Origin of the sequence: Humidesulfovibrio sp. (assembly GCF_031082295.1) — a bacterium.
GTDB lineage: Bacteria > Desulfobacterota > Desulfovibrionia > Desulfovibrionales > Desulfovibrionaceae > Humidesulfovibrio.
Genome location: NZ_JAVHLD010000005.1, coordinates 76,709 through 94,908 on the forward strand (window position 1 = coordinate 76,709; position 18,200 = coordinate 94,908).

Here is an 18,200-nt window from a genome sequence, read left to right on the forward strand (position 1 = left end):
CGATCTTAATGCGACTTCACTGTATTACATAATAATGTCCGAGTCAACATTGTAAAGAAAAATTCTGTGTAAAAAAGTCATATTTTCGCATATTTAATTCATTCTATCCTGGTATGACAATGGAGAATGTCGTTCCTGCATTAATTTCGCTTGTTACTGCAATGCTTCCGCCGTGTTCTTCCACGATCTTCTTGGTCGTCATGAGTCCCAGGCCGGAGCCGCCTTCACCCTTGGTGCTGAAGAATGCGGTGAACAGCCGGGCCTTGGCTTCCTCATCCAGGCCGCAGCCGTTGTCGGAAACGCTGTAGCGCACGCCGCCGCCCGGCAGGGACGAGACGCTGAGGTCCACCCGCCCGCCAGGAGCATCGGGGCCGAAACCAGCGGTCTGGCAGGCGTCAAGGGCGTTGCCCACCAGGTTCATGAGGGCCCGGTGCAGGGCGTCGGCGTCGATGTTCGCGAGCGGCAGGTCCGGTGCAGGCGCCAGGCAAAGCTCCACGCCTGCGGCCTTGGCCTTGAGCGCCAGCAGCTCCGCCACCTGACGCGCGGGCAGGGCGGGGTCGCAGGGAGCGGGCTTGAGGGCCTCGGGCCTGGCGTAGCGCAGCATTTCAAGCGAAAGGTTCTTGATCTTCTCCACGTTGGCCTGGAGCATCTCCCAGCCTTGCTCCAGGTAGGCCCGGCGATCCAGCTCCAGGCCCTTGCCCAGCAGGAAGATGCTGCCCTCCAGGCCGCTGGCCAGGTTCTTGATGGCGTGGGAAAGCCCGGCCACGGTCTGGCCCACGGCGGCCAGGCGTTCGGCCGCCAGCAGCTCGCGGGTCTTCTGTTCCACCAGGCGCTCCAGCTCGCGAGTGTGCTCGCGGATGGCCCGGCGCATGCTCAAGCGTTCGCGGGCCCGGCCCAGCGCGATGTCCAGGGCGTCGTCGCTGATGGGCTTGGTGACGAAGTCCGTGGCGTCGAGCTTGATGCCCTGGATGGCCAGGTCGATGTCGCCGTGGCCGGTGATGAGGATGACCTCGACATCGCGGCCACCGCAGTCGGCCGAGCCGTCGGCCTCGGCCTTGATGGTCCGCAGAAGTTCCAGGCCGTCCATGCCTGGCATCTTGATGTCCGTGATGACGATGGTCGGCGCGAGCTCGCGGAACAGGGCCAGGGCCTGCTCGGCGTTTTCGGCCATGTGTACCGTGAAGCCCCGGTCGGCAAGGCTCAGGCCCAGCACCTTGCGGATGCCCTCCTCGTCGTCCACCAGAAGCAGTCGCGTCGCGTCGCTCATGGCCGCCCCCCATTCAGTTCGATGGGCAGGGTGATGATGAAGCGCGTGCCCTCGCCGGGAACGGAGTAGGCGCGGATGTCGCCGCCGCAGTCCTTGACGATGCCGTAGCTGATGGACAGGCCCAGGCCCGTGCCCTTGCCCACCTTCTTGGTGGTGAAGAAGGGCTGGAAGATCTTCTCCAGCACGCCGGGGGGAATGCCGCAGCCCGTGTCGGCGATGGTCACCGCCACGAACTGGCCGTCTTTTCTGGCGGAGAGCAGGATCCGCTTGGGGCTGGCGGGCTTGTCCGCCATCTCCGGGGCCGCCCACTTTTCCTCAATGGCGTCGCGGGCGTTGATGAGCATGTTGATGAACACCTGCTCCAGGCGCCCGGCGTCGGCCAGCACCTTGGGCAGGTCCGGGTCGACGTGGAGGGCCACCTCGATCTCGCGCAGCTTGAGCTGCTGGCTGAAGATGTCCAGCGCCCGGGTGAGGATGGCCCCGGCGTCCACGGGCTCGAGCTTCATCTCCGGCTTGCGCCCGAACTCGCGCAGGTGGTTGATGATCTTGGAGGCGCGGTCCACGTGGGCGTCGATCTCCTTGGCCATCTCGGCGAGGATGTCCGGGGCCAGGCATTCCTGGCGGGTGATCTTGCGCACGATGAAGCTGGCCGCGGTCTTGATGACCGACAGGGGCTGGTTCAGCTCATGGGCCATGCCCGTGGCCATCTCGCCCAGGGTGGCCATCTTGGAGGCCTGGATGAGCTGCTGCTCGGTCTCAAGGCGCTTGGTGATGTCGCTGGTGGTGACGAGCAGCACCTTCTGGCCGGAAAACTCGGAGGGCGACACGCGCACCGTGACGAACAGCCTGCGGCCGTCCTTGGTCATGTGGACCACGCGGTCGTGCAGGTCCGTCTGGGCCAGGCGCTTCTCGAAGCGGTCGCGGTCCTCCTTCGGGTACAGGTCCTGGAACGAGCGGCCTATGATCTCGAAAGGCTCGAAGCCGTACACTGTGGGCACGGACTCGTTGCAGTCGAGGATGCGCAGGGTCTCCGCGTCAAGCACGAACACGGGGTTGGGGATGTTGCGGAAGATGGCCTGGTACTTGTGCTCGCTCTTCTCCAGCTCCTCCTCCAACTGCTTGCGGCTGGTGATGTCCAGGCACATCTCCATGGCCGAGACGATCTCGCCGTCGCTGTTGGTGATGGGCGTCGTGGTCACCAGCCAGTGCCGCTGGTTCCCGTCGGCGTCGAAGCCCGTCTCCTCGCTGCAGTGGCTCTTGCCCGTCTGGAAGGTCATCTCCACCGGGCAGTTGGGGCATTTCTCGTTGCGGCCCTTGTAGGCGTGGTAGCAGAAGTCGCCGGGGCGCGGGCGGAACTTCTCGCGGAATTCCTGGTTGTAGCGCAGCAGCCGAAAGTTCTTGTCCTGCACGGTGATGATGCAGGGCACCTGCGAGAACAGCGTCTGGTACTCGTCGCGCTGGCGGTTCAGCTCGATCTGCTTCTCGCTGATGCTCTTGCCCATGCGCTCTATGGCGTGGACCAGGGTGCCCATCTCGTCGCGCTGGGAGATGTCGATGCCCGCGCACTGGCCGCCCTCGGCGATGCGCTTGGCGCCGCGGATGAGCCTGCGGATGGGCCGGATGACGAAGCGCATCATGAACACGAAGATGGACAGGCCGAGCGCCAGCAGGCCGATGGCGGTGAAGGCGATGATGCGCGTCTTGGACGAGCTGATCTCGCGGTCGGTGGCCTCCAGTGACACCACCACGTCGATGGCGCCCAGGACCTTCTTGTCCGCCGGGTGGAAGTGGCAGTTTTCGGAGCAGCCGGGCTCGTTGTGGATGGGGCTGATGATGCCCAGCGTGCGCTGGCCGTTCGGTCCGTCGAAGATGCGCGTGCGCGCTTCCAGGGGCACGTCGGAGGTCGGGGGGTTGGACTGGTGGCAGACGTAGCATGCCTGGCTCTTGATGTCCGTGACGGAATCGACCTCGCTTGAGATGTTGGAGAACTTGATCTGACCTTCCTTGTTGTACACGCGGATGGCCAGGATGCCCTCCTGCCTGCCCACGTTGGAGATGATCTGGTTCAGGTCCTCGCGCGCGTTCAGCATCATGGCGTAGCGCGTGCCGAGCTTGATGGTGGTGCCCAGGCGGTCGGCCTCGGACACCACGTAGGTCATGAGCACGTCCTCCTGGTGGCTGATGGCCAGGTAGGACAGGGCGAACACGCACACCACGAGAGAAGTCCCCGCAGCCACGATGAGCTTGGAGATGAGGCTTCCTTGAATGGCGTCCCACGGCGTCCGCATGACTCGCTTCCCCGGCCTGTTCGGCCTGCCGCCGTTCCGGCGGGAGATGCTTGTGCAGAGCCCTCCCGCCGGTCAGCGGCGGACGGTTGTCAGCGCTTGTGACACTGGCCGCAGGCCAGCGGTCCCTTGCCCTTGGCCCTGTGGCAGTCGATGCACTGCTTGTGGTAGGCGCGCTTGAGGTTGGTGGCCTTTCCCGCGGGCTTCACCTTGTGGCACTCCACGCAGGGCGTGCCCTCGGTGGAGGCGCTCTTGTCGATCTTGCCGTCGGACCCGCCGTGGTGGCAAACCACGCATTCCTCCAGCTTGGCCTTTTCGTTGTGCTTGTCGTGGACGAACACGGCCGGGGGCCTGGTCAGCGTGCCGAAGGCCTCCGGGGCCAGTTTGGTGATGGCGTCCTGGGCCATGACGGCCTGTACCGTCGCCAGGGCCGACACGATGGTCAGTGCGGCCAGGATGAGAAGGGGGAGTGTGCGCTTCATGTCTGCCTCCTCTTAGGCCTCGGGCTTTTCCATGCATTCGTAGATGATGTCGCTCAAGAACTTGAGCTCCATACCGAGCTTGTGGTGGTGGATGATGTCGTGCAGGCCGCCGTGGCAGTTGTGGCAGGGGGTGATCACCGTCTTGACGCCGGTGGCCTTGAGCTGCTCGGCCTTGACCGTGTTGCCCGCAACCCGCTGGTTCTTGAAGGGCGGGCCGCAGTTGATGACGCCGCCGCCAGCCGCGCAGCAGAAGTTGTGTTCCATGTTGGGGTGCATCTCCACGATGTCGCCTTCCACCAGGAAGCGCGTCACCTCGCGCAGCTTCTGTTGCAGCCCCTTGCCGCGGACGATGTTGCAGGGGTCCTGGATGGTCACCGGGCCGGGGAACTTCTTGACCAGCTTGATGCGCCCCTCCTGGATGAGCTCCCAGTAGAACTCCACGGCGTGGATGACCGGCACGGGCGGATAGCTGTAGCCCAGCCAGCGGTTGCCCACGTCGTACACCGAGCGCAGGGCGTGGCCGCATTCGCCCATGACGATGCGCTTGACCTTGAGCTTCTGGGCGCTTTCGAAGTGGCGGCGCTTCAAGCGGCCCATCATTTCGAAGTCGCCGGTGAACATGCACATGTCGGAGTTGTCCCAGCCGGAATGCGCGGGCATGGTCCAGTCCTTCCCGGACATGTGCAGGATGGCCGCAGCCTGGTAGATGAGCTGGGTGCGGAACTTTGGCTCGGGCGCGATGACGGAGTAGTAGATGTCCGCGCCTTCCTTATCGAGCGGGATGCGCAGGCCGGGGAACTCCTCGCGCGCCTCGTCCTCCTGCCACATGAGCGAGTCCGTCCACTCGTCGTCCTTGACCCACATCTGGTTGAACACGGCTGAGTGGCTGTGCGCCGTGTCCTGGATGTACTGCGGGGTGACGCCAAGCTTGTGGCAGATGCGCCGCACGACAGAGATGATGTAGGCCGTGTCGATGCCGATGGGGCAGAAATGCACGCAGCGGCGGCAGAGGTTGCATTCGGTGTAGGCCAGCTGCGCCATGCCGTATATGAAGTCCGGGTCCACCCGGCCCTTCCTGTCCAGCAGCACGCTCATGGTCTGGTGCACCTTGCCCGCCGGGGTGAAGCTCGGGTCGCCGGGGTGGGAGAGGGCGAAGTGGCAGGCCTCGGCGCAGAGGCCGCAGCGCATGCAGGTCTCGGCGTAGGTGGCCAGGCGCGCGCCGGTCTCGCCCTTCAGCACGGCGCCGATGGTTTTCTCGATCTTCTCCGGGGTCAGCCGCGAGACCCCGCGCCTGAGCCCCACGTCCTCGATGAGTCTTTCTTGGATGCCCATGTGTGGTTCCTCCTTGGGGCTTTACCAGTCTCTCGCGTGGCGCACGCCGCCAAACTCCGAGCCCATGTAGGCGCGGGTGAAGGCGGCGAAGACCATGTGCGAGAGGCGGGTGAAGGGGATGGCGGCGAGCATGATCTCTCCGGCCACGATGTGGGCGACGATCATGACCTGGTAGTCGAACACCTGGTGGTAGGCCAAAAAGCCGGTCAGGAAGGGCAGGGTCACGATGGTGAGCGCCAGCCAGTCCTTGCCGGTGGTGATGTAGGCCACTTCCTTCTGCGTCAGCCTGCGGCCGGCGAAGACGAGGCAGGCCGCCAGCACCACCAGGGTCATGATGTCGGCCACGTTGTCGGGCAGGGTGGCGTAGGAGATGCCGAAGAATTCCGTCCACAGCGTCACGTGCGCCACCAAAAAAACCGGCACGGCGATGAGGCAGAGGTGGAAGGCGAAGGTGGTCACGGTCATGACCGGACTCTTGCGCCAGCCCAGGGCGTTGAAGGGGATGAGCCAGTTGAAGATGGAGCGCAGGGAGAACCCCAGGTCCATGAAGCTCACGGACGGGGCGTCTTTCTTCAGGGCCAGTTGATACATGGAATACAGTCGATAGGCCGAGCCCAGGAGAAAGATCCCCCAGGCGAGCCAGGCCAGCGGGCCGGTGACGAATTCGTATGCCGCATTCATGTTCGTCCTCCTTTGCGCGCCTAGGCGCGGCCTACCTCTGCGACGATGCGCAGGAAGGCGTCCTTGTCCAAGGCCCGGATGAGCAGCTTGGTTCCGTCGGGGCTGAAGGCGGGTTCGAAGACCTTCGTGAACTCGCGCGGGTAGACCCTGCCGTCGACCACCAGGGTCTGGCGTCCGGCCTTTTCCACCTTCACGGCCACGTGCCCGCCTGTCGCGCTGATGACCGGTGTCCAGGCCATGTCCCAGGTGCCGTCCCAGAACCTGCCGTCCACCATGACGCGCCAGTCCTTGTTGAATGTGTTGCCCAGCGCGGCGACGGTCTCGCCCTGGCGGGCGACGACGAGGTCGGTGACGACGGGTTGCGAGATGGCCCACGGCTTGCCGTTCACGGCCACGGTGAAGGCGCCGAACTGTGGCGCCACGATGGCCGCGATGTTCTTGCCGTCCTGGCTGATGACCTGGTGCCAGCACTGGGCGAACTTGGGCTCCCAAATGATCTGGTCGTCCTGGGCCAGGCCCCAGGCCCCGGCCATGCGCACCGGCGCCACCACCGAGCCTGTGGCCGGGTTGAAGCGCGGTTCCCACACGCAGCCGTAGTTGGCGGCCCACTTGTTGCCGTCCACCACGATGGAGTAGTCGTACAGGGAGGTGCGCACCTGGGCGGCCACGCGCTTGCCCGCGGGGTCAAAGGTCGGTGTCCAGACGTTCATGAAGCTGACGCCCCAGGACTGGCCGTTCACCGCCACGCCGAAAACCCCCGCGGCGAAGTCGTCGAGGTCGGCCGGCTTGAGCGAGCCGACCTGCACCACCGCGGCGGATGACTGGCCGTCGGCGGAAAGGGTTGGCTGGTTGGCGTTCTCGTAGAGGGTCTCCCAGGTGGTGCCGTCGAGGCACAGGCCGTACTCGCCGCCGCTCTGGATGCAGGCCGCGATGACGTCGCCCTCGGCGGAGAACTGGGTGCCCCAGAGGTAGTCGAAGCTCTCCTCCCAGGCCTCGCCGTCCACGGCCAGGGTCCACATGCCGTCCGCCTGGACCACGGCGGTCAGCCGTCCGTCCGGGCTGAAGCGCGGGTACCATGCCTTGTCGAAGCTGTTTTCCCACGGCTCGCCGTTGACCAGGGCCGTGAAGCCTCCGTCGGCCAGGCTGGCCAGCATGGCCAGCCGTTCCCCGTCGGGTGAGGCGTGCGGCTCTTCGATCCAGGCGCATGTCTCCGGGCATTTGACCGAAGGCAGTATGACCCGTTGTCCCGGTTCCCAATTCCACAAGGTAGGTGGATGCATGTCGCCCTCCCTCGCACGTGTTGCGTGCGCTACGTATTGACCGCCGAGTGTTCCGCTAGGAATACCTCAAAATAACGCCATGTTAATTCACTATGAAAACGTTATGCAGTTGATAATGAATCGCAATGTTATGTAGCTACATGCAATGTTGCCATATATTTTGCATTGTGTGAAGTACTTTTTGAAATTTTTTGTTTACATACGCGCAAAGTATGTTTACTATATTAAAGCATACAGTTTTAGTGTGACTTGCAAAGCGTATTTACTTTGTATATCGTGCCGATCAAGAGTGTCTGTGTTTACCGTCCCGCGTGCGAAGGAGTTGCGTAGCTCGGCGCGGGGGCACAGGGGACAGGGGGGGCGCCATGCGACTGACGACCAAGGGCAGATATGGGATGCGGCTTGTGCTGGACATCGCGCAGCACGAGGACAAGGGGCCGGTCTCCATGGCCGAAACCTCGCTGCGCCAGGATGTCTCGGTGAAGTATCTGGAGCGCCTGGTGGGCGAACTGCAGCGCGCCGGGTTCGTGCGCAGCGTGCGCGGGCGCGAGGGAGGCCACCTGCTGGCCATGCCCCCGGAGAACATCACCGTGGGCGACGTGGTCCGCGCCCTGGAGGGCGACGCCGCCGTGCTGCCCTGCTCCAACAACCGCCTGGCCTGCCCCCGCTCGGTGCACTGCCTCACGCGCACCATCTGGATCGCGGCGGATCAGGCCATGCTCGAAAAGCTCGACTCCGTCACCGTGCGCGACATCCTGAGCGACGGCCAGAACTGCATCGCCCGCAAGGAGGCCGAGCGGCTCAAAGCCCAGAAGAAGGCCGAGTCCAAGCCGGAGGCCCCGGCGGGCGAGGAGGCGCTGGCCGAGCCGGTGCAGCGCAAAAAGCTGGCCCGGCGCATTTTCCGCCAGCGCCTGGCCCAGACCACCCAGGGTCGCCCCGTGCGCCCGGAGGGCGCGCCCAAGAAGATCCTTGTGGTGGATGACGACCCGGACATCGTGGAATATCTTGTGACGGTGCTGCGCGAGCGTGGCTACGACACCTGCACGGCCTGCGACGGCGACGTGGCCATGGAGGTGCTGGTGACGGAATACCCGGACCTCGTGACGCTTGACCTTGAGATGCCCAACGAATGGGGGCCGAAGTTCTTCCGCCGGTTCTCGCGCATCCCGGAGTTCCGCGACCTGCCGGTCATCGTCATCAGCGGCCTGCCGGGCATCCACCTGGCCATCCGCAAGGCCGTGGGCACCGTCCGCAAGCCCTTCGACCCGCAGGAGGTCCTGCGCATCGTGGAAGGGGCCATCGGAGAGCCCTAGCCAGCGCCTGGCCCGCAAGGCCAACGCCGCAGAGGAGGAGCGCGAGGCTCCAGTCCACGTCTAAAGTCCGCGAAACAATGCGCCGCCGAGGCGGTCAGGATATCCCTGGCCGCCTTTTTGCGCGTGGCGCACAGCCGGGAGGACAAAGGGAAGGCAAGGTGCAGGGGGCGTTTTCCGTGCGAGCTGCGGGCGATCCTGGCTTCCAGGGCCACGTCACACAATGCGCCGCGGCCGGCTTTGGGCGTGTTGCTGTCGGCCTGGATGCCGTCTTGGCTCGGTGAGGGGGGCGTCAGTTGGAGGCGAGGAGCTGCACGTAGTTGCGCACGCTGGATGCGCCGGAGTCGTGCGCGCTGTCGTTCAGGCGCTGGCGTTCGGCGTTGGTGCGCACTCGGCCCAGGAGCACCGCGTTGCCCTCCACCACCTGCACGCGCACGTCGCGGGTGCGGATGCCGGACATGCGCAGGATGTTGTCGCGCAGCTCGCCGTCCGTGACGTAGTGCCTGCCCGAGCCAGCGGGGAACAGGCACAGGGTCAGCTCGCGCACGCCCTTGACGTTCCTTGTGGCGTTGCGGGCGCGTTCCAGTTCTCTGGGGTTCGCATAGGTGCCGACGATGTAGGCGCGGCCCTGGGTGACGTGAGGAGTGGCCTGGGCCAGCATGCCGCCCAGGGAGTGCAGCCGGGCGCGCAGCCGGGCCTCGGCCTGGGCGTCGTCGCTGGTGTCCTGGCTCAGGCTCTGGCGCGAGTTGATGCCGGCCGCCATGTCGAAGCCGGTTTTTCCGGCTTCGGCCACGGAGAGCACGTCGCCCACCGCAAGGAGGGGCAGCGCGGCGCATCCGCTGGTGCAGAGCGCGAGCAGGCAGAGAAGAGCGGTGAGGCAGAGCTTTCGCACCAAGAACCCCCGACGGAGACCACGCAGTCGCTGGAGCAGACAAGGGAGAGACGCTCCAGGCGCCGCGAAGCATCTCCGCACATACCCCCTTCGGCAGACAATAGCGATGGGTTTAGGGCTTGCGGTGGCATTTGCGCCTGGGATTTCAGGGAACCTTGAGAACGCCCTTCCTGTCGGTGATGGCGATGTAGTACGGCTGCCCGGCCAGCCACTGCTCCAGCACGACCACCATATGCCTGGGCCGCGTTTCCCACTTGTCCCAGTGCTTTTTCTTGATGGCCAGCACGACGTCCTTTTCGGCGACCAGCGGGTCCAGCGTGTCGTAGGCTGCGGTCTCGCGCACCACGCCGCCGACATAGTACGAGTAGATGCCCTGGTAGATGTCGTGGGCCACGGGCAGGTAGCCCTTGGCGGCGTAGTCCTTGAGCACGTCGGCTTGGGGCTTGGGGCTCATGATGGCGTCCAGCGCCGGGGACAGGCTCTGCGCCGCGGGCTGCACCCACAGGGCGGTCAGGATGGCCAGGACCGGGAGCACGCGCCGGGCGGTCTGCCCGCGCAGGAGCAACAGCCCCAGGCCGCAGGCGGCGAAGCCCCCGGCCACGGCCCAGATGCCAGGCAGGGACATCTGCACGGGCAGAAAGCGCTCGGCCTGGGTGGTCACGGCGGCAAGGCCCAGGAACAGGATTCCCGCGGCGGTCCAGAGCCGCCGCCAGGGCCTGGGCGTTTTGTCCCCGAGCAGCTCCAGGGCCAGCAGCAATGCCAGGGGGGGGAGCTGCGGCAGGATGTAGACCACCACCTTGCCGCTCAAAAGCGAGAGCAGGGTCAGCCCGCTCAGGAAGGATATCCACAGCCAGGCCTTGGCATCGGCCACGGGGGCCAGGGAAGCCACGGAAGACGACGCCTTGCGCCCGGCATAAAGCGCGCGCCAGTAGTCTCCGTCGAACAGGCGGCGCACCGGCAGCGCCAGGAGCGCCAGGGTCCAGGGCAGCCAGCAGGGGGGAAAGGCCACCAGGTAAAAATAGAACGGCTCGGCGTGATGGAAGGTCTTGGTGGCGCGCTGGAAGATCTGCTCCACGAAGATTTTGCGCAGGAAGTCCGGCCCCTCCACAAAGTAGGCGGCGAGAACCCAGGAGAAAACCAGGGCCAGCAGGGCCAGCAGCCCCGGCAGCATGCCGGCGCGGAAGAACTCCCGCGCGCGACCGCGCCAGGTGAGGTAGAGCAGGGTGGTCAGCACCGGGAACAGCAGGCCCAGCGGCCCCTTGGTGAGCGTGGCCAGCCCGGCCAGAAAGAGCGCAAGGGTGTTGAGCCGCGCGCGCCGGACCTCGTTGCCGGGGGTGAAGGCCAGGCAGAAGGCCGCCTGGGCCGCGATGATCAGCGCCGTGAAGAGCAGGTCCATGCGCGAGTAGTGCAGCAGCCCGGAGAAGAACAGGGTGGAGAGCAGGATCAGCCCGGCCGCCATCCCGACGGATGCCCCGGCCTCGTCGTCCAGCTTGAGGGCCCGCGCAAGGGCGAGGGTGGCGTAGAGCACCAGCAGCCCGCTGGCAGCCGCGCCCAGGAAGAATACCGCCGGGTCGCTGACGCCGGGGATGGCGTCGAGCGCGCGCAGAAACCAGAAGTACAGGGGCGGCTTGTCCGGGTAGGCCACGCCGTTCAGCGACAGCACCAGCCAGCGCCCGCGCAGCAATCCGGCGTAGGCGTCGGCGTAGCGCACCTCGTCGGAAAACCACAGGGCGCGGCTTTGCAGGGTGAAGGCCGTCTGCATGGCCGTCAGCACTGCCAGGGCAAGCCAGGGGCTGCGGCGGATCAGGTCCCACAGGCGGTCCAGGCATTTTTCGACGAGGGCGGTCATGTCCATCTCCTTGCCAGGTAAAGCGCGAGGTATCCGCCCAGGCTGCCCACCAGCCAGCCCGCCAGGACGTCCGAGGGGTGGTGCCAGCCCAGCGCGATGCGGCTGAAGCCCACGAGCCCGGCCATGAGCCCCAGCCCTATCGGCGCCAGCCAGGGGCCAAAACGTATCGCCAGGGGCACGGTCTGGACCATGATTTCCGTGGTGTGGCCCGAGGGTAGCGAGTGGTGCCCGGAGTCAAGGGACCAGGGCACGAAGGGGCCGGGCACGTCGGGCCGGGGGCGGCCGATGGAGATTTTGAGGAAGCGCTCCAGCGCCAAGGACACGATGAGCTGCGCGGCCAGGCAGCCCAGGGCCAGCATGGTGAGGTCGCGGCGGCGCTGCTTCAGCCCCTTGATGAGAATGCCCGCGTAGACCAGGTACAGGGCCGGATTGCCCCAGTTCGTGCAGAACTTGAGCAGGGCCACGGCTTGCGGATGTTCCGGCCGCCAGGCGTCGAAATGCGCGATGATGGCGTCTTCGGCGCCAAGCACGCCGTAGCAGGCCGCCATCGCCGCAACGAGCGGCAGGGACAGGACGGCCCAGGCGGCCAGTGGGTTCGGGGCTGTGCGCGGCATGCGGCCTTATAGGGCGAATCCGGGGCGCATGCAACCGACGCGGGAAACATCGTCCGGCGCGCCCGCCCGCGGGAAATGAAAAACGCCCGCCAGGGTCGGTCCCGGCGGGCGCTTCGCTGCCTCGCTTGCGGATGCGGTAACTCAGGCGGCCCGGTGGCTGCCCAGGCCCGCCACGCAGCGGTCCACTTCGCGCACCTTGGCCAGGATGTTCTTGCCGATGCGCTTGAACTCCATCAAGTCCTTCGGCTCATAGCTGCGCCGGGTCTTGGCCAGTCCGGCCAGGTCCAGGGTTTCGTTGAACAGATAGGGCAGGTACAGCGGGTCCTGGCGCACGAAGAACAGGGCCTGCTCCAGCATGTTGTGGATGTCTACCTGGTTGGCCTCGTTGTGCTTGAACAGCTTGGCCAGGCGCTTCTCCACGTTCCTGAAGGAACTGGTCCAGATGTGGCTGCGCGGCTCGAAGCAGATGTCCTGGCCGGGGGTGCGGGCCTGGGCCAGCTTTTGGAGGAACAGGTCCTTGCTGCCCGGAGCCGAGGACAGGCAGCCCTCGTTCACGGCCTCTTCCAGGGTCACGGCGGGCGCGCCCTCGATGATGACGCCGCCGCCGTAGAGATTGTAGATGCGAAACGGCGACTTCTTGATGTCGTTCTCCAGGTCGCGCTTGCTGGTCAGGTACTGGACGCTCGAGATGATCTCCTCGCCCCACAGGTTCGTCAGCCTCTGGTGGGACTGCGGGTTGAAGGGCAGGGGGGCCGAGGCGTGGTGGCCTTCGGCGTGGGTGGTCTCGCCCTTCCAGGCGAAGTCCTGGCCCGCCAGCAGGATGCTGCCGATGCCCATCCAGCGCAGCAGGCGCACCAAGGTCACGGAGACGTTGCCGCCCGCGTCGAGCACGAACTCGCGGTCCTGCAGCACGAAGGTGGCCAGGCCGCCCAGGGTCCACAGGGGCAGGGTGGGGCCGGGATAGCGCCGCACCACCTCGGGGTTGACCTTGGTGGAGTAGATGAGCGGGATGTCCTTGGCCCAGTCCATGTCCAGGCGGTTGTAGAGCGTCAGCATGCTGTCGTCGTAGTCGAGCGCCAGGCAGAAGTCGGGCTTGAGGTCGTAGGGGCGGAGCACCGGCAGGGTCTGCAGGGCCGAGACATACAGGGCGTAGCCGCGGTTCTTGGCCAGGTCCGGGGCGAACTTGGCCAAAGACGGCCCGGCGCCCAGCACCACCGCGCCCACGCCGTTGGCGCTGTCCTTCAGGGACTTCAGGCTGCCGTCCGCTGCCGCGCGGCGGTAGTTCTTGAGCTCGTTGCCCACCATGACGTCCTGGCGCAGGCGCAGGGTGACCATCTCCACGCTGAAGTTCTCCAGCCGGTTCTTGACGGTCTGCATCCAGAGCGCGTACTCCGGGCCGATCTGCTGGCTCGGCACGTCGGCGCGCAGGTAGATTTTTCCGTACACGTACTGCAGGTCGAGGTTCTTCACGACCTCCATCAGGTACTCGTCCGAGGGCACGATGAAGTGCAGCTTCTTGTTGGCCAGAAACGGCCTGTAGTCCGTCTGGCCCAGGCAGGCCAGCAGCACGGCCGGGTTTGGCTCAAGCACGAGCACCTTGTGGGTGTCCGGCGTGTTGACGAGGATGTGGTTCAGGCCGTAGCCGATGTTGGTGCCCACGATGACCGTCGCCGAGAGGTCCGGCTTTTCGATGTCGACCCACTCGCGATAGATCTGGGTGGGGGCGAGGGCGTCAAAAATGCCGTTGCCGCAGGGCATGCGCCAGTCAATGAGCCCCCATTGGTTGACAAAGACGCTCGTTTTCAGGGATTCTCCGTCCAGCGGGCTTTCCGAGAGCCAGGCGTACAGCGCCGGGTTGGCGCTTTGAAGGGCAGTGATGTTTTCTTTCAGATGCGGATATGCAGTCATCAGGCCGACCCCTTGTGTTTGGGGGCGAGAATGCAATTCGCGGGCCAGCGCCCGGAAATGGGCGGAAAGCCCGCAACCAGAGGATTCGCCATGCAGCGCACGGACATATTGAGGCTCGTGGGCAACACGCCCCTGGTGGAAATCCGCCGCCTGAACCCGTACCCCAACGTCAAAATCATGGCGAAGGTCGAGTTCATGAACCCCGGAGGCTCCATCAAGGACCGCGTGGCCGTGGCCATGATCGAGGCGGCGGAGAAAAGCGGCGAGCTGAAACCCGGCAAGACCATCATCGAGGCGACCAGCGGCAACACCGGCGTGGGGTTGGCCATGGTGGCAGCGGTCAAGGGCTACAAGATGCTCCTGCTCATGCCCGACTCCGCCAGCGAGGAGCGCAAGCGCATCATGCGCGGCTTCGGCGCGGAGATACGCCTGACCCCGGGCCGCATGGGCACCGACGGCGCCATCGAGGAGGCCTACCGCCTGGCCCGCACCGAGCCCGACAAGTACGTGCTCATGGATCAGTTCAACAACCCCGCCAGCATCGAGGCCCACTACAACGGCACCGGCCTTGAGATCTGGGAGCAGACAGACGGCCAGGTGACCCACGCCGTGGTCACGCTGGGCACCTCGGGCACGGCCATGGGCGTGGCCAAGCGCCTGCACGAGCACCCCGGCGTCAGGGTCGTCGCCGTGGAGCCCTTCGCGGGCCACAAGATCCAGGGCCTCAAGAACATGCACGAGTCCTACCCGCCGGGCATCTACAACAAGAAGGCCCTGGACCAGATCCTCCACGTGGAGGACGAGGAGGCCTTCTCCATGTGCCGCAAGCTGGCCTGCGAGGAGGGCCTGTTCGTGGGCATGAGCTCCGGCGCGGCCATGGCCGGGGCGCTCCAGCTCGCCGCCAGCCTGGAGGCGGAAGGGCAGCCCGGCTACATCGTGGTCATCTTTCCCGACAGCGGCGAGCGCTACCTGTCCACCCCGCTCTTCGCGCCCAAGGCCCAGGACGGCCTGCGCCTGATGAACCTGGCCACCGGGCACAAGGCCGTCATCGACGCCGCCGGTTCGCTCAACATCTACACCATCGGCCCCAGCCTGGACGAGCCCGACGACCCGGACGCCTGGCGGCGGCTGGTGCTGTCCGATGTCCTGGCCCGCCACCTGAGCTCCCGGGGGGCGCAGGTCAAGGTCGCCGTCGGCCTGGCCGACCTGGACGACCGCACCCTGTCCTCGGCCCGCGCCGCCGGGCTCTCCCGCGCGGACTACGTGGCCGGGGTCCTCGAGCGCATCAAGGCCCGGGCCAAGGCCCTGCGCCTGCTGCCGGAGACCGTCTTCGAGCCCGCCTCGGCCTCGGTGCCGCAGTCGCTGGACATCTGCCGCAAGCTCCTGGGCAAGGGCCAGGCCTACGAGAAGCTCAGAAGCGTGTACTTCGACGTGCGCCGCGACAAGCGCTACGGCAGCATGCACCTGATGGACATGGACAAGCTCTCCGTGGGCAAGACCGTGGACCTGGACGACTACGTCAAGGACAACCCGCTGGACTTCACCCTGCTCAAGCGCGCCAGCCTGCAGGACCTGAAGCTCGGCGACGTCATCGAGACCGAGTGGGGCAACGTGCGGCCCAGCTGGTTCGTGCAGATCGCCGTGGCGGGCCTCGCGGCGCTGGGCCGGGTGGACGTGCTCGTGGCCGGAGAGGACCACCAGTTCCCGCACCTGGAGAACCTGCGCGTGGTCTGGAGCGCGGCGGGCGTGGAGCCCAAGGCCTGGCTGGCGGACCGCAAGCTGGCCCGAGAGGAGGGCGTGGCCCTGGACCTGGACGAGATCATCTCCCGGACGGGCGGCCAGGCTGGAAACGCCGGCGGGCTGCGCCTGTGGCTGCTCTCCGCGGCCTATCGCAAGCCGCTGTCGGCCTCGGCGCAGAGTTTGTCCATGTGGGCGCGCAACTGGCACAAGGTGCAGGAGGCCGCCTGCGGGCTGCGTCTGGCGCAAGGCCCCGCCGACGGGAGGAAGGGGAAGGACGTCCCCGAGGACGTGGCCCAGGCCGTGTTCGACCTGAAGGCCGGGCTGGCGGGCGCCCTGGAGGACGACCTGTCGCTGCACCGCTACTGGCCCAAGCTCTTTACCTTCGTGAAGCTGGTCAACGGCTGGCTGTCGGCCACAGGGACTTCCGCCGGAACCATGAATGGCGCTTCAGCCACCCTGTGCCTGCAGCAGCTGGAAGCCGCCGACGCGGTGCTCGGCATCCTCGACCTCTCCCAGATGCCCGTGGCCTGCGACTGCCTGCCGGAAGCCGTGCGCGCCCTGGTGAACGAGCGCGAGGCCGCGCGCAAGGCCAAGGACTTCGCCGCCTCCGACACCCTGCGCGAGCGCCTGACTTCCTGCGGCTACCGCGTCGAGGACACGGCGCAGGGGCCGCGCGTCTACTCGCTGTAGCGCCGCCGCGACGTCATGTTCTGGCTCTACGCGACACTGATGTGGTTTCTCTTCGCCGCCCTGGCGGTGGGCCTCGGCGCGCTCAGGGTCCTGCTCCTGCAGCCCGTCGTCGGCGAGCCCGTGGCCCACGTGCTCGGCACCCTCGTCGGCTGCGCGCTGTTCCTGGTGCTCATCTTCCGCTTCGTGGCCCGTGTGGGCGCGCGCCCAAAGGCCCGCCTCGTGGCCCTGGGACTGTTCTGGACGCTTGCCACCGTGGCCTTCGAATTCGGCTTCGGCCATTACGTCATGGGCCACAGCTGGCAGCGGCTGTTGGCCGACTACAACCTGCTCGCAGGACGCTTGTGGGTGCTGGTGCTCTTGACCCTGTACTTCGGGCCGCGCCTTGCGGCCTGGCGCCTCGACCTCCGGCGGTCCTGAGCCCGACCTGCACCTCTCCCCAACCTCGTCTGGAGCCTTTCCATGGAAACAGACCCCCAGTACCTGAAATTGCGCGCCATCTTCGAGGCAGCCCTTTCGCGCATCGACCCCTACGGCATGCTGAAGGACCGCCTGCGCCTTGAGCACACTGGCGGCGGCGACCTGCTGGTGGCGGAACTGGAGCAGCAGCGCCACGTGGTGGACCTGTCGCGCTTCAGGCGCATTCTGGTGCTGGGCTGCGGCAAGGCCTCGGGCCGCATGGCCCGCGCCGTGGAGGAGCTGCTGGGCGACCGCATTTCGCCTCGCATGGAATTTGGCGGCCTGGTGTGTGTCAAATACGGCCACACGGAAAAGCTGACCCGCATCGAGCAGGCCGAGGCCGGACACCCCATGCCCGACGAGGCCGGGGTGCAGGCGGCATTGCGCATCGCGGAGCTGGCGCGGGAAGCCGACGAGCAGACGCTGGTCATCAACCTTATTTCCGGCGGCGGCTCCGCGCTTTTGCCCGCGCCCATGGCCTACGTGGACGGCGGGCGTGAAGTTCAGCTGACCCTGGCCCACAAGCAGGAAGTCACCCGCGCGCTCTTGGCCTGCGGGGCCGACATCCGCGAGATAAACTGTGTCAGGAAGCACCTCTCCGAGCTCAAGGGCGGGCGGTTCCTGCGCCTGCTCGCGCCCGCCACCAGCCTCTCGCTCATCCTGTCGGACGTCGTGGGCGACCGCCTGGACACCATCGCCTCGGGCATCACCAGCGCCGACGAGAGCACCTACGCCCAGGCCCAGGCCATCGTGGAGAAGTACGGGCTCGCGCCCAAGCTGCCGCCGGAGGTGGTGCGCTGCCTGGAACTCGGCGCGGCGGGAGACATCGCCGAGACGCCCAAGCCCGGCGACCCGGCCCTGGACCACGCCACGAACCTGCTCATCGGCACCAACCACGCGGCCCTGCTGGCTTCTTGCGACAAGGCCCGGGAGCTGGGCTACAACGTGGCGCCCCTGACCTGCCTGCTCACGGGCGAGGCGCGGGAGGTGGCCAAGTTCCTGGCGGGCATCGCGCTCGACGTGCGGCGCTCGGAGATGCTGGTGAAGCGCCCGGCCTGCGTGATCCTGGGCGGCGAGACCGTGGTCACGCTCATCGGCGAGGGCAAGGGCGGCCGCAACCAGGAGATGGCCCTGGCGTTCTTGGCCGAGCTGGAGCGCGACCCGGAGCACGGCCGCGCCATCAGCTTCCTCTCGGCCTCCACCGACGGCTCCGACGGCCCAACGGACGCCGCCGGGGCCTACGCCTCCACCATGATGCTGGACCGCGCCCGCGCGCTGGGCCTGTCCACCGCCGCGGCGCTTGGGGCCAACGACTCCTACCATTTCTTTGAGGCCATCGGCGGGCTGTACAAGACCGGCCCGACCATGACCAACGTCTGCGACCTGCACATGCTGCTGGTGGAGTAGGGCTGGC

General features: G+C 66.4%; 14 protein-coding genes and 1 pseudogene. 5 read left to right on the forward strand and 10 right to left on the reverse strand.

What is annotated here, in order from left to right; all coding sequences use genetic code 11:
* Positions 1-103 precede the first annotated feature (103 nt).
* The 6 genes from RDU24_RS04570 to tmcD form a co-directional block, all read right to left on the reverse strand.
* Positions 104-1,267 carry a sensor histidine kinase gene (locus RDU24_RS04570; RefSeq protein WP_308734555.1) on the reverse strand — a complete coding sequence of 388 codons (1,164 nt, stop codon included), beginning with the start codon at positions 1,265-1,267 and terminating at the stop codon, positions 104-106.
* Positions 1,264-3,555 (reverse strand): PAS domain S-box protein, encoded by a 2,292-nt coding sequence (locus RDU24_RS04575; RefSeq protein WP_308734556.1) that lies wholly within the window; start codon positions 3,553-3,555, stop codon positions 1,264-1,266. The genes RDU24_RS04570 and RDU24_RS04575 overlap by 4 nt, the downstream gene beginning before the upstream one ends.
* An 89-nt stretch (positions 3,556-3,644) precedes the next feature.
* Positions 3,645-4,034, reverse strand: coding sequence for an acidic tetraheme cytochrome c3 TmcA (gene tmcA / locus RDU24_RS04580; protein WP_308734557.1), 390 nt, complete (start codon positions 4,032-4,034; stop codon positions 3,645-3,647).
* A 12-nt stretch (positions 4,035-4,046) separates the two neighbouring features.
* Positions 4,047-5,366 carry an electron transfer complex ferredoxin TmcB gene (gene tmcB / locus RDU24_RS04585; protein WP_308734558.1) on the reverse strand — a complete coding sequence of 440 codons (1,320 nt, stop codon included), beginning with the start codon at positions 5,364-5,366 and terminating at the stop codon, positions 4,047-4,049.
* A gap of 21 nt (positions 5,367-5,387) precedes the next feature.
* Positions 5,388-6,047, reverse strand: coding sequence for a TmcC family electron transfer complex membrane anchor subunit (tmcC, locus tag RDU24_RS04590; RefSeq protein ID WP_308734559.1), 660 nt, complete (start codon positions 6,045-6,047; stop codon positions 5,388-5,390).
* A gap of 20 nt (positions 6,048-6,067) precedes the next feature.
* Positions 6,068-7,327, reverse strand: coding sequence for an electron transfer complex subunit TmcD (tmcD, locus tag RDU24_RS04595; protein ID WP_308734560.1), 1,260 nt, complete (start codon positions 7,325-7,327; stop codon positions 6,068-6,070).
* 365 nt (positions 7,328-7,692) lie between these two features.
* On the opposite strand from tmcD, the pseudogene RDU24_RS04600 reads away from it, so the two are divergent.
* Positions 7,693-8,076, forward strand: a pseudogene (locus RDU24_RS04600) (RrF2 family transcriptional regulator); the annotation flags it as partial.
* A gap of 189 nt (positions 8,077-8,265) precedes the next feature.
* The gene (gene divK / locus RDU24_RS04605; RefSeq protein WP_308734653.1) at positions 8,266-8,640 is read left to right on the forward strand and encodes a DVU0259 family response regulator domain-containing protein; all 375 of its coding nucleotides are present in this window, start codon (positions 8,266-8,268) and stop codon (positions 8,638-8,640) included.
* A gap of 289 nt (positions 8,641-8,929) precedes the next feature.
* Here divK and RDU24_RS04610 read toward each other — a convergent pair whose 3' ends face one another.
* The 4 genes from RDU24_RS04610 to RDU24_RS04625 form a co-directional block, all read right to left on the reverse strand.
* Positions 8,930-9,529 (reverse strand): BON domain-containing protein, encoded by a 600-nt coding sequence (locus RDU24_RS04610; protein WP_308734561.1) that lies wholly within the window; start codon positions 9,527-9,529, stop codon positions 8,930-8,932.
* A gap of 145 nt (positions 9,530-9,674) precedes the next feature.
* Positions 9,675-11,378, reverse strand: coding sequence for an ArnT family glycosyltransferase (locus RDU24_RS04615; RefSeq protein ID WP_308734562.1), 1,704 nt, complete (start codon positions 11,376-11,378; stop codon positions 9,675-9,677).
* The gene (locus RDU24_RS04620) at positions 11,375-11,992 is read right to left on the reverse strand and encodes a phosphatase PAP2 family protein (protein ID WP_308734563.1); all 618 of its coding nucleotides are present in this window, start codon (positions 11,990-11,992) and stop codon (positions 11,375-11,377) included. Before RDU24_RS04620 ends, RDU24_RS04615 begins: the two co-directional genes overlap by 4 nt.
* A gap of 141 nt (positions 11,993-12,133) precedes the next feature.
* The gene (locus RDU24_RS04625; protein WP_308734564.1) at positions 12,134-13,900 is read right to left on the reverse strand and encodes a motility associated factor glycosyltransferase family protein; all 1,767 of its coding nucleotides are present in this window, start codon (positions 13,898-13,900) and stop codon (positions 12,134-12,136) included.
* A 90-nt stretch (positions 13,901-13,990) separates the two neighbouring features.
* Here RDU24_RS04625 and RDU24_RS04630 point away from each other — a divergent pair, with 90 nt between their 5' ends.
* The 3 genes from RDU24_RS04630 to RDU24_RS04640 are packed head-to-tail and all read left to right on the forward strand — an operon-like array spanning position 13,991 to position 18,193.
* Positions 13,991-16,330 carry a cysteine synthase gene (locus tag RDU24_RS04630; protein WP_308734565.1) on the forward strand — a complete coding sequence of 780 codons (2,340 nt, stop codon included), beginning with the start codon at positions 13,991-13,993 and terminating at the stop codon, positions 16,328-16,330.
* Positions 16,331-16,369: 39 nt separating this feature from the next.
* Complete coding sequence (locus RDU24_RS04635) at positions 16,370-16,747, forward strand: hypothetical protein (RefSeq protein ID WP_308734566.1); 378 nt, start codon at positions 16,370-16,372, stop codon at positions 16,745-16,747.
* Positions 16,748-16,789: 42 nt separating this feature from the next.
* The gene (locus RDU24_RS04640) at positions 16,790-18,193 is read left to right on the forward strand and encodes a glycerate kinase type-2 family protein (protein WP_308734567.1); all 1,404 of its coding nucleotides are present in this window, start codon (positions 16,790-16,792) and stop codon (positions 18,191-18,193) included.
* Positions 18,194-18,200 lie beyond the last annotated feature (7 nt).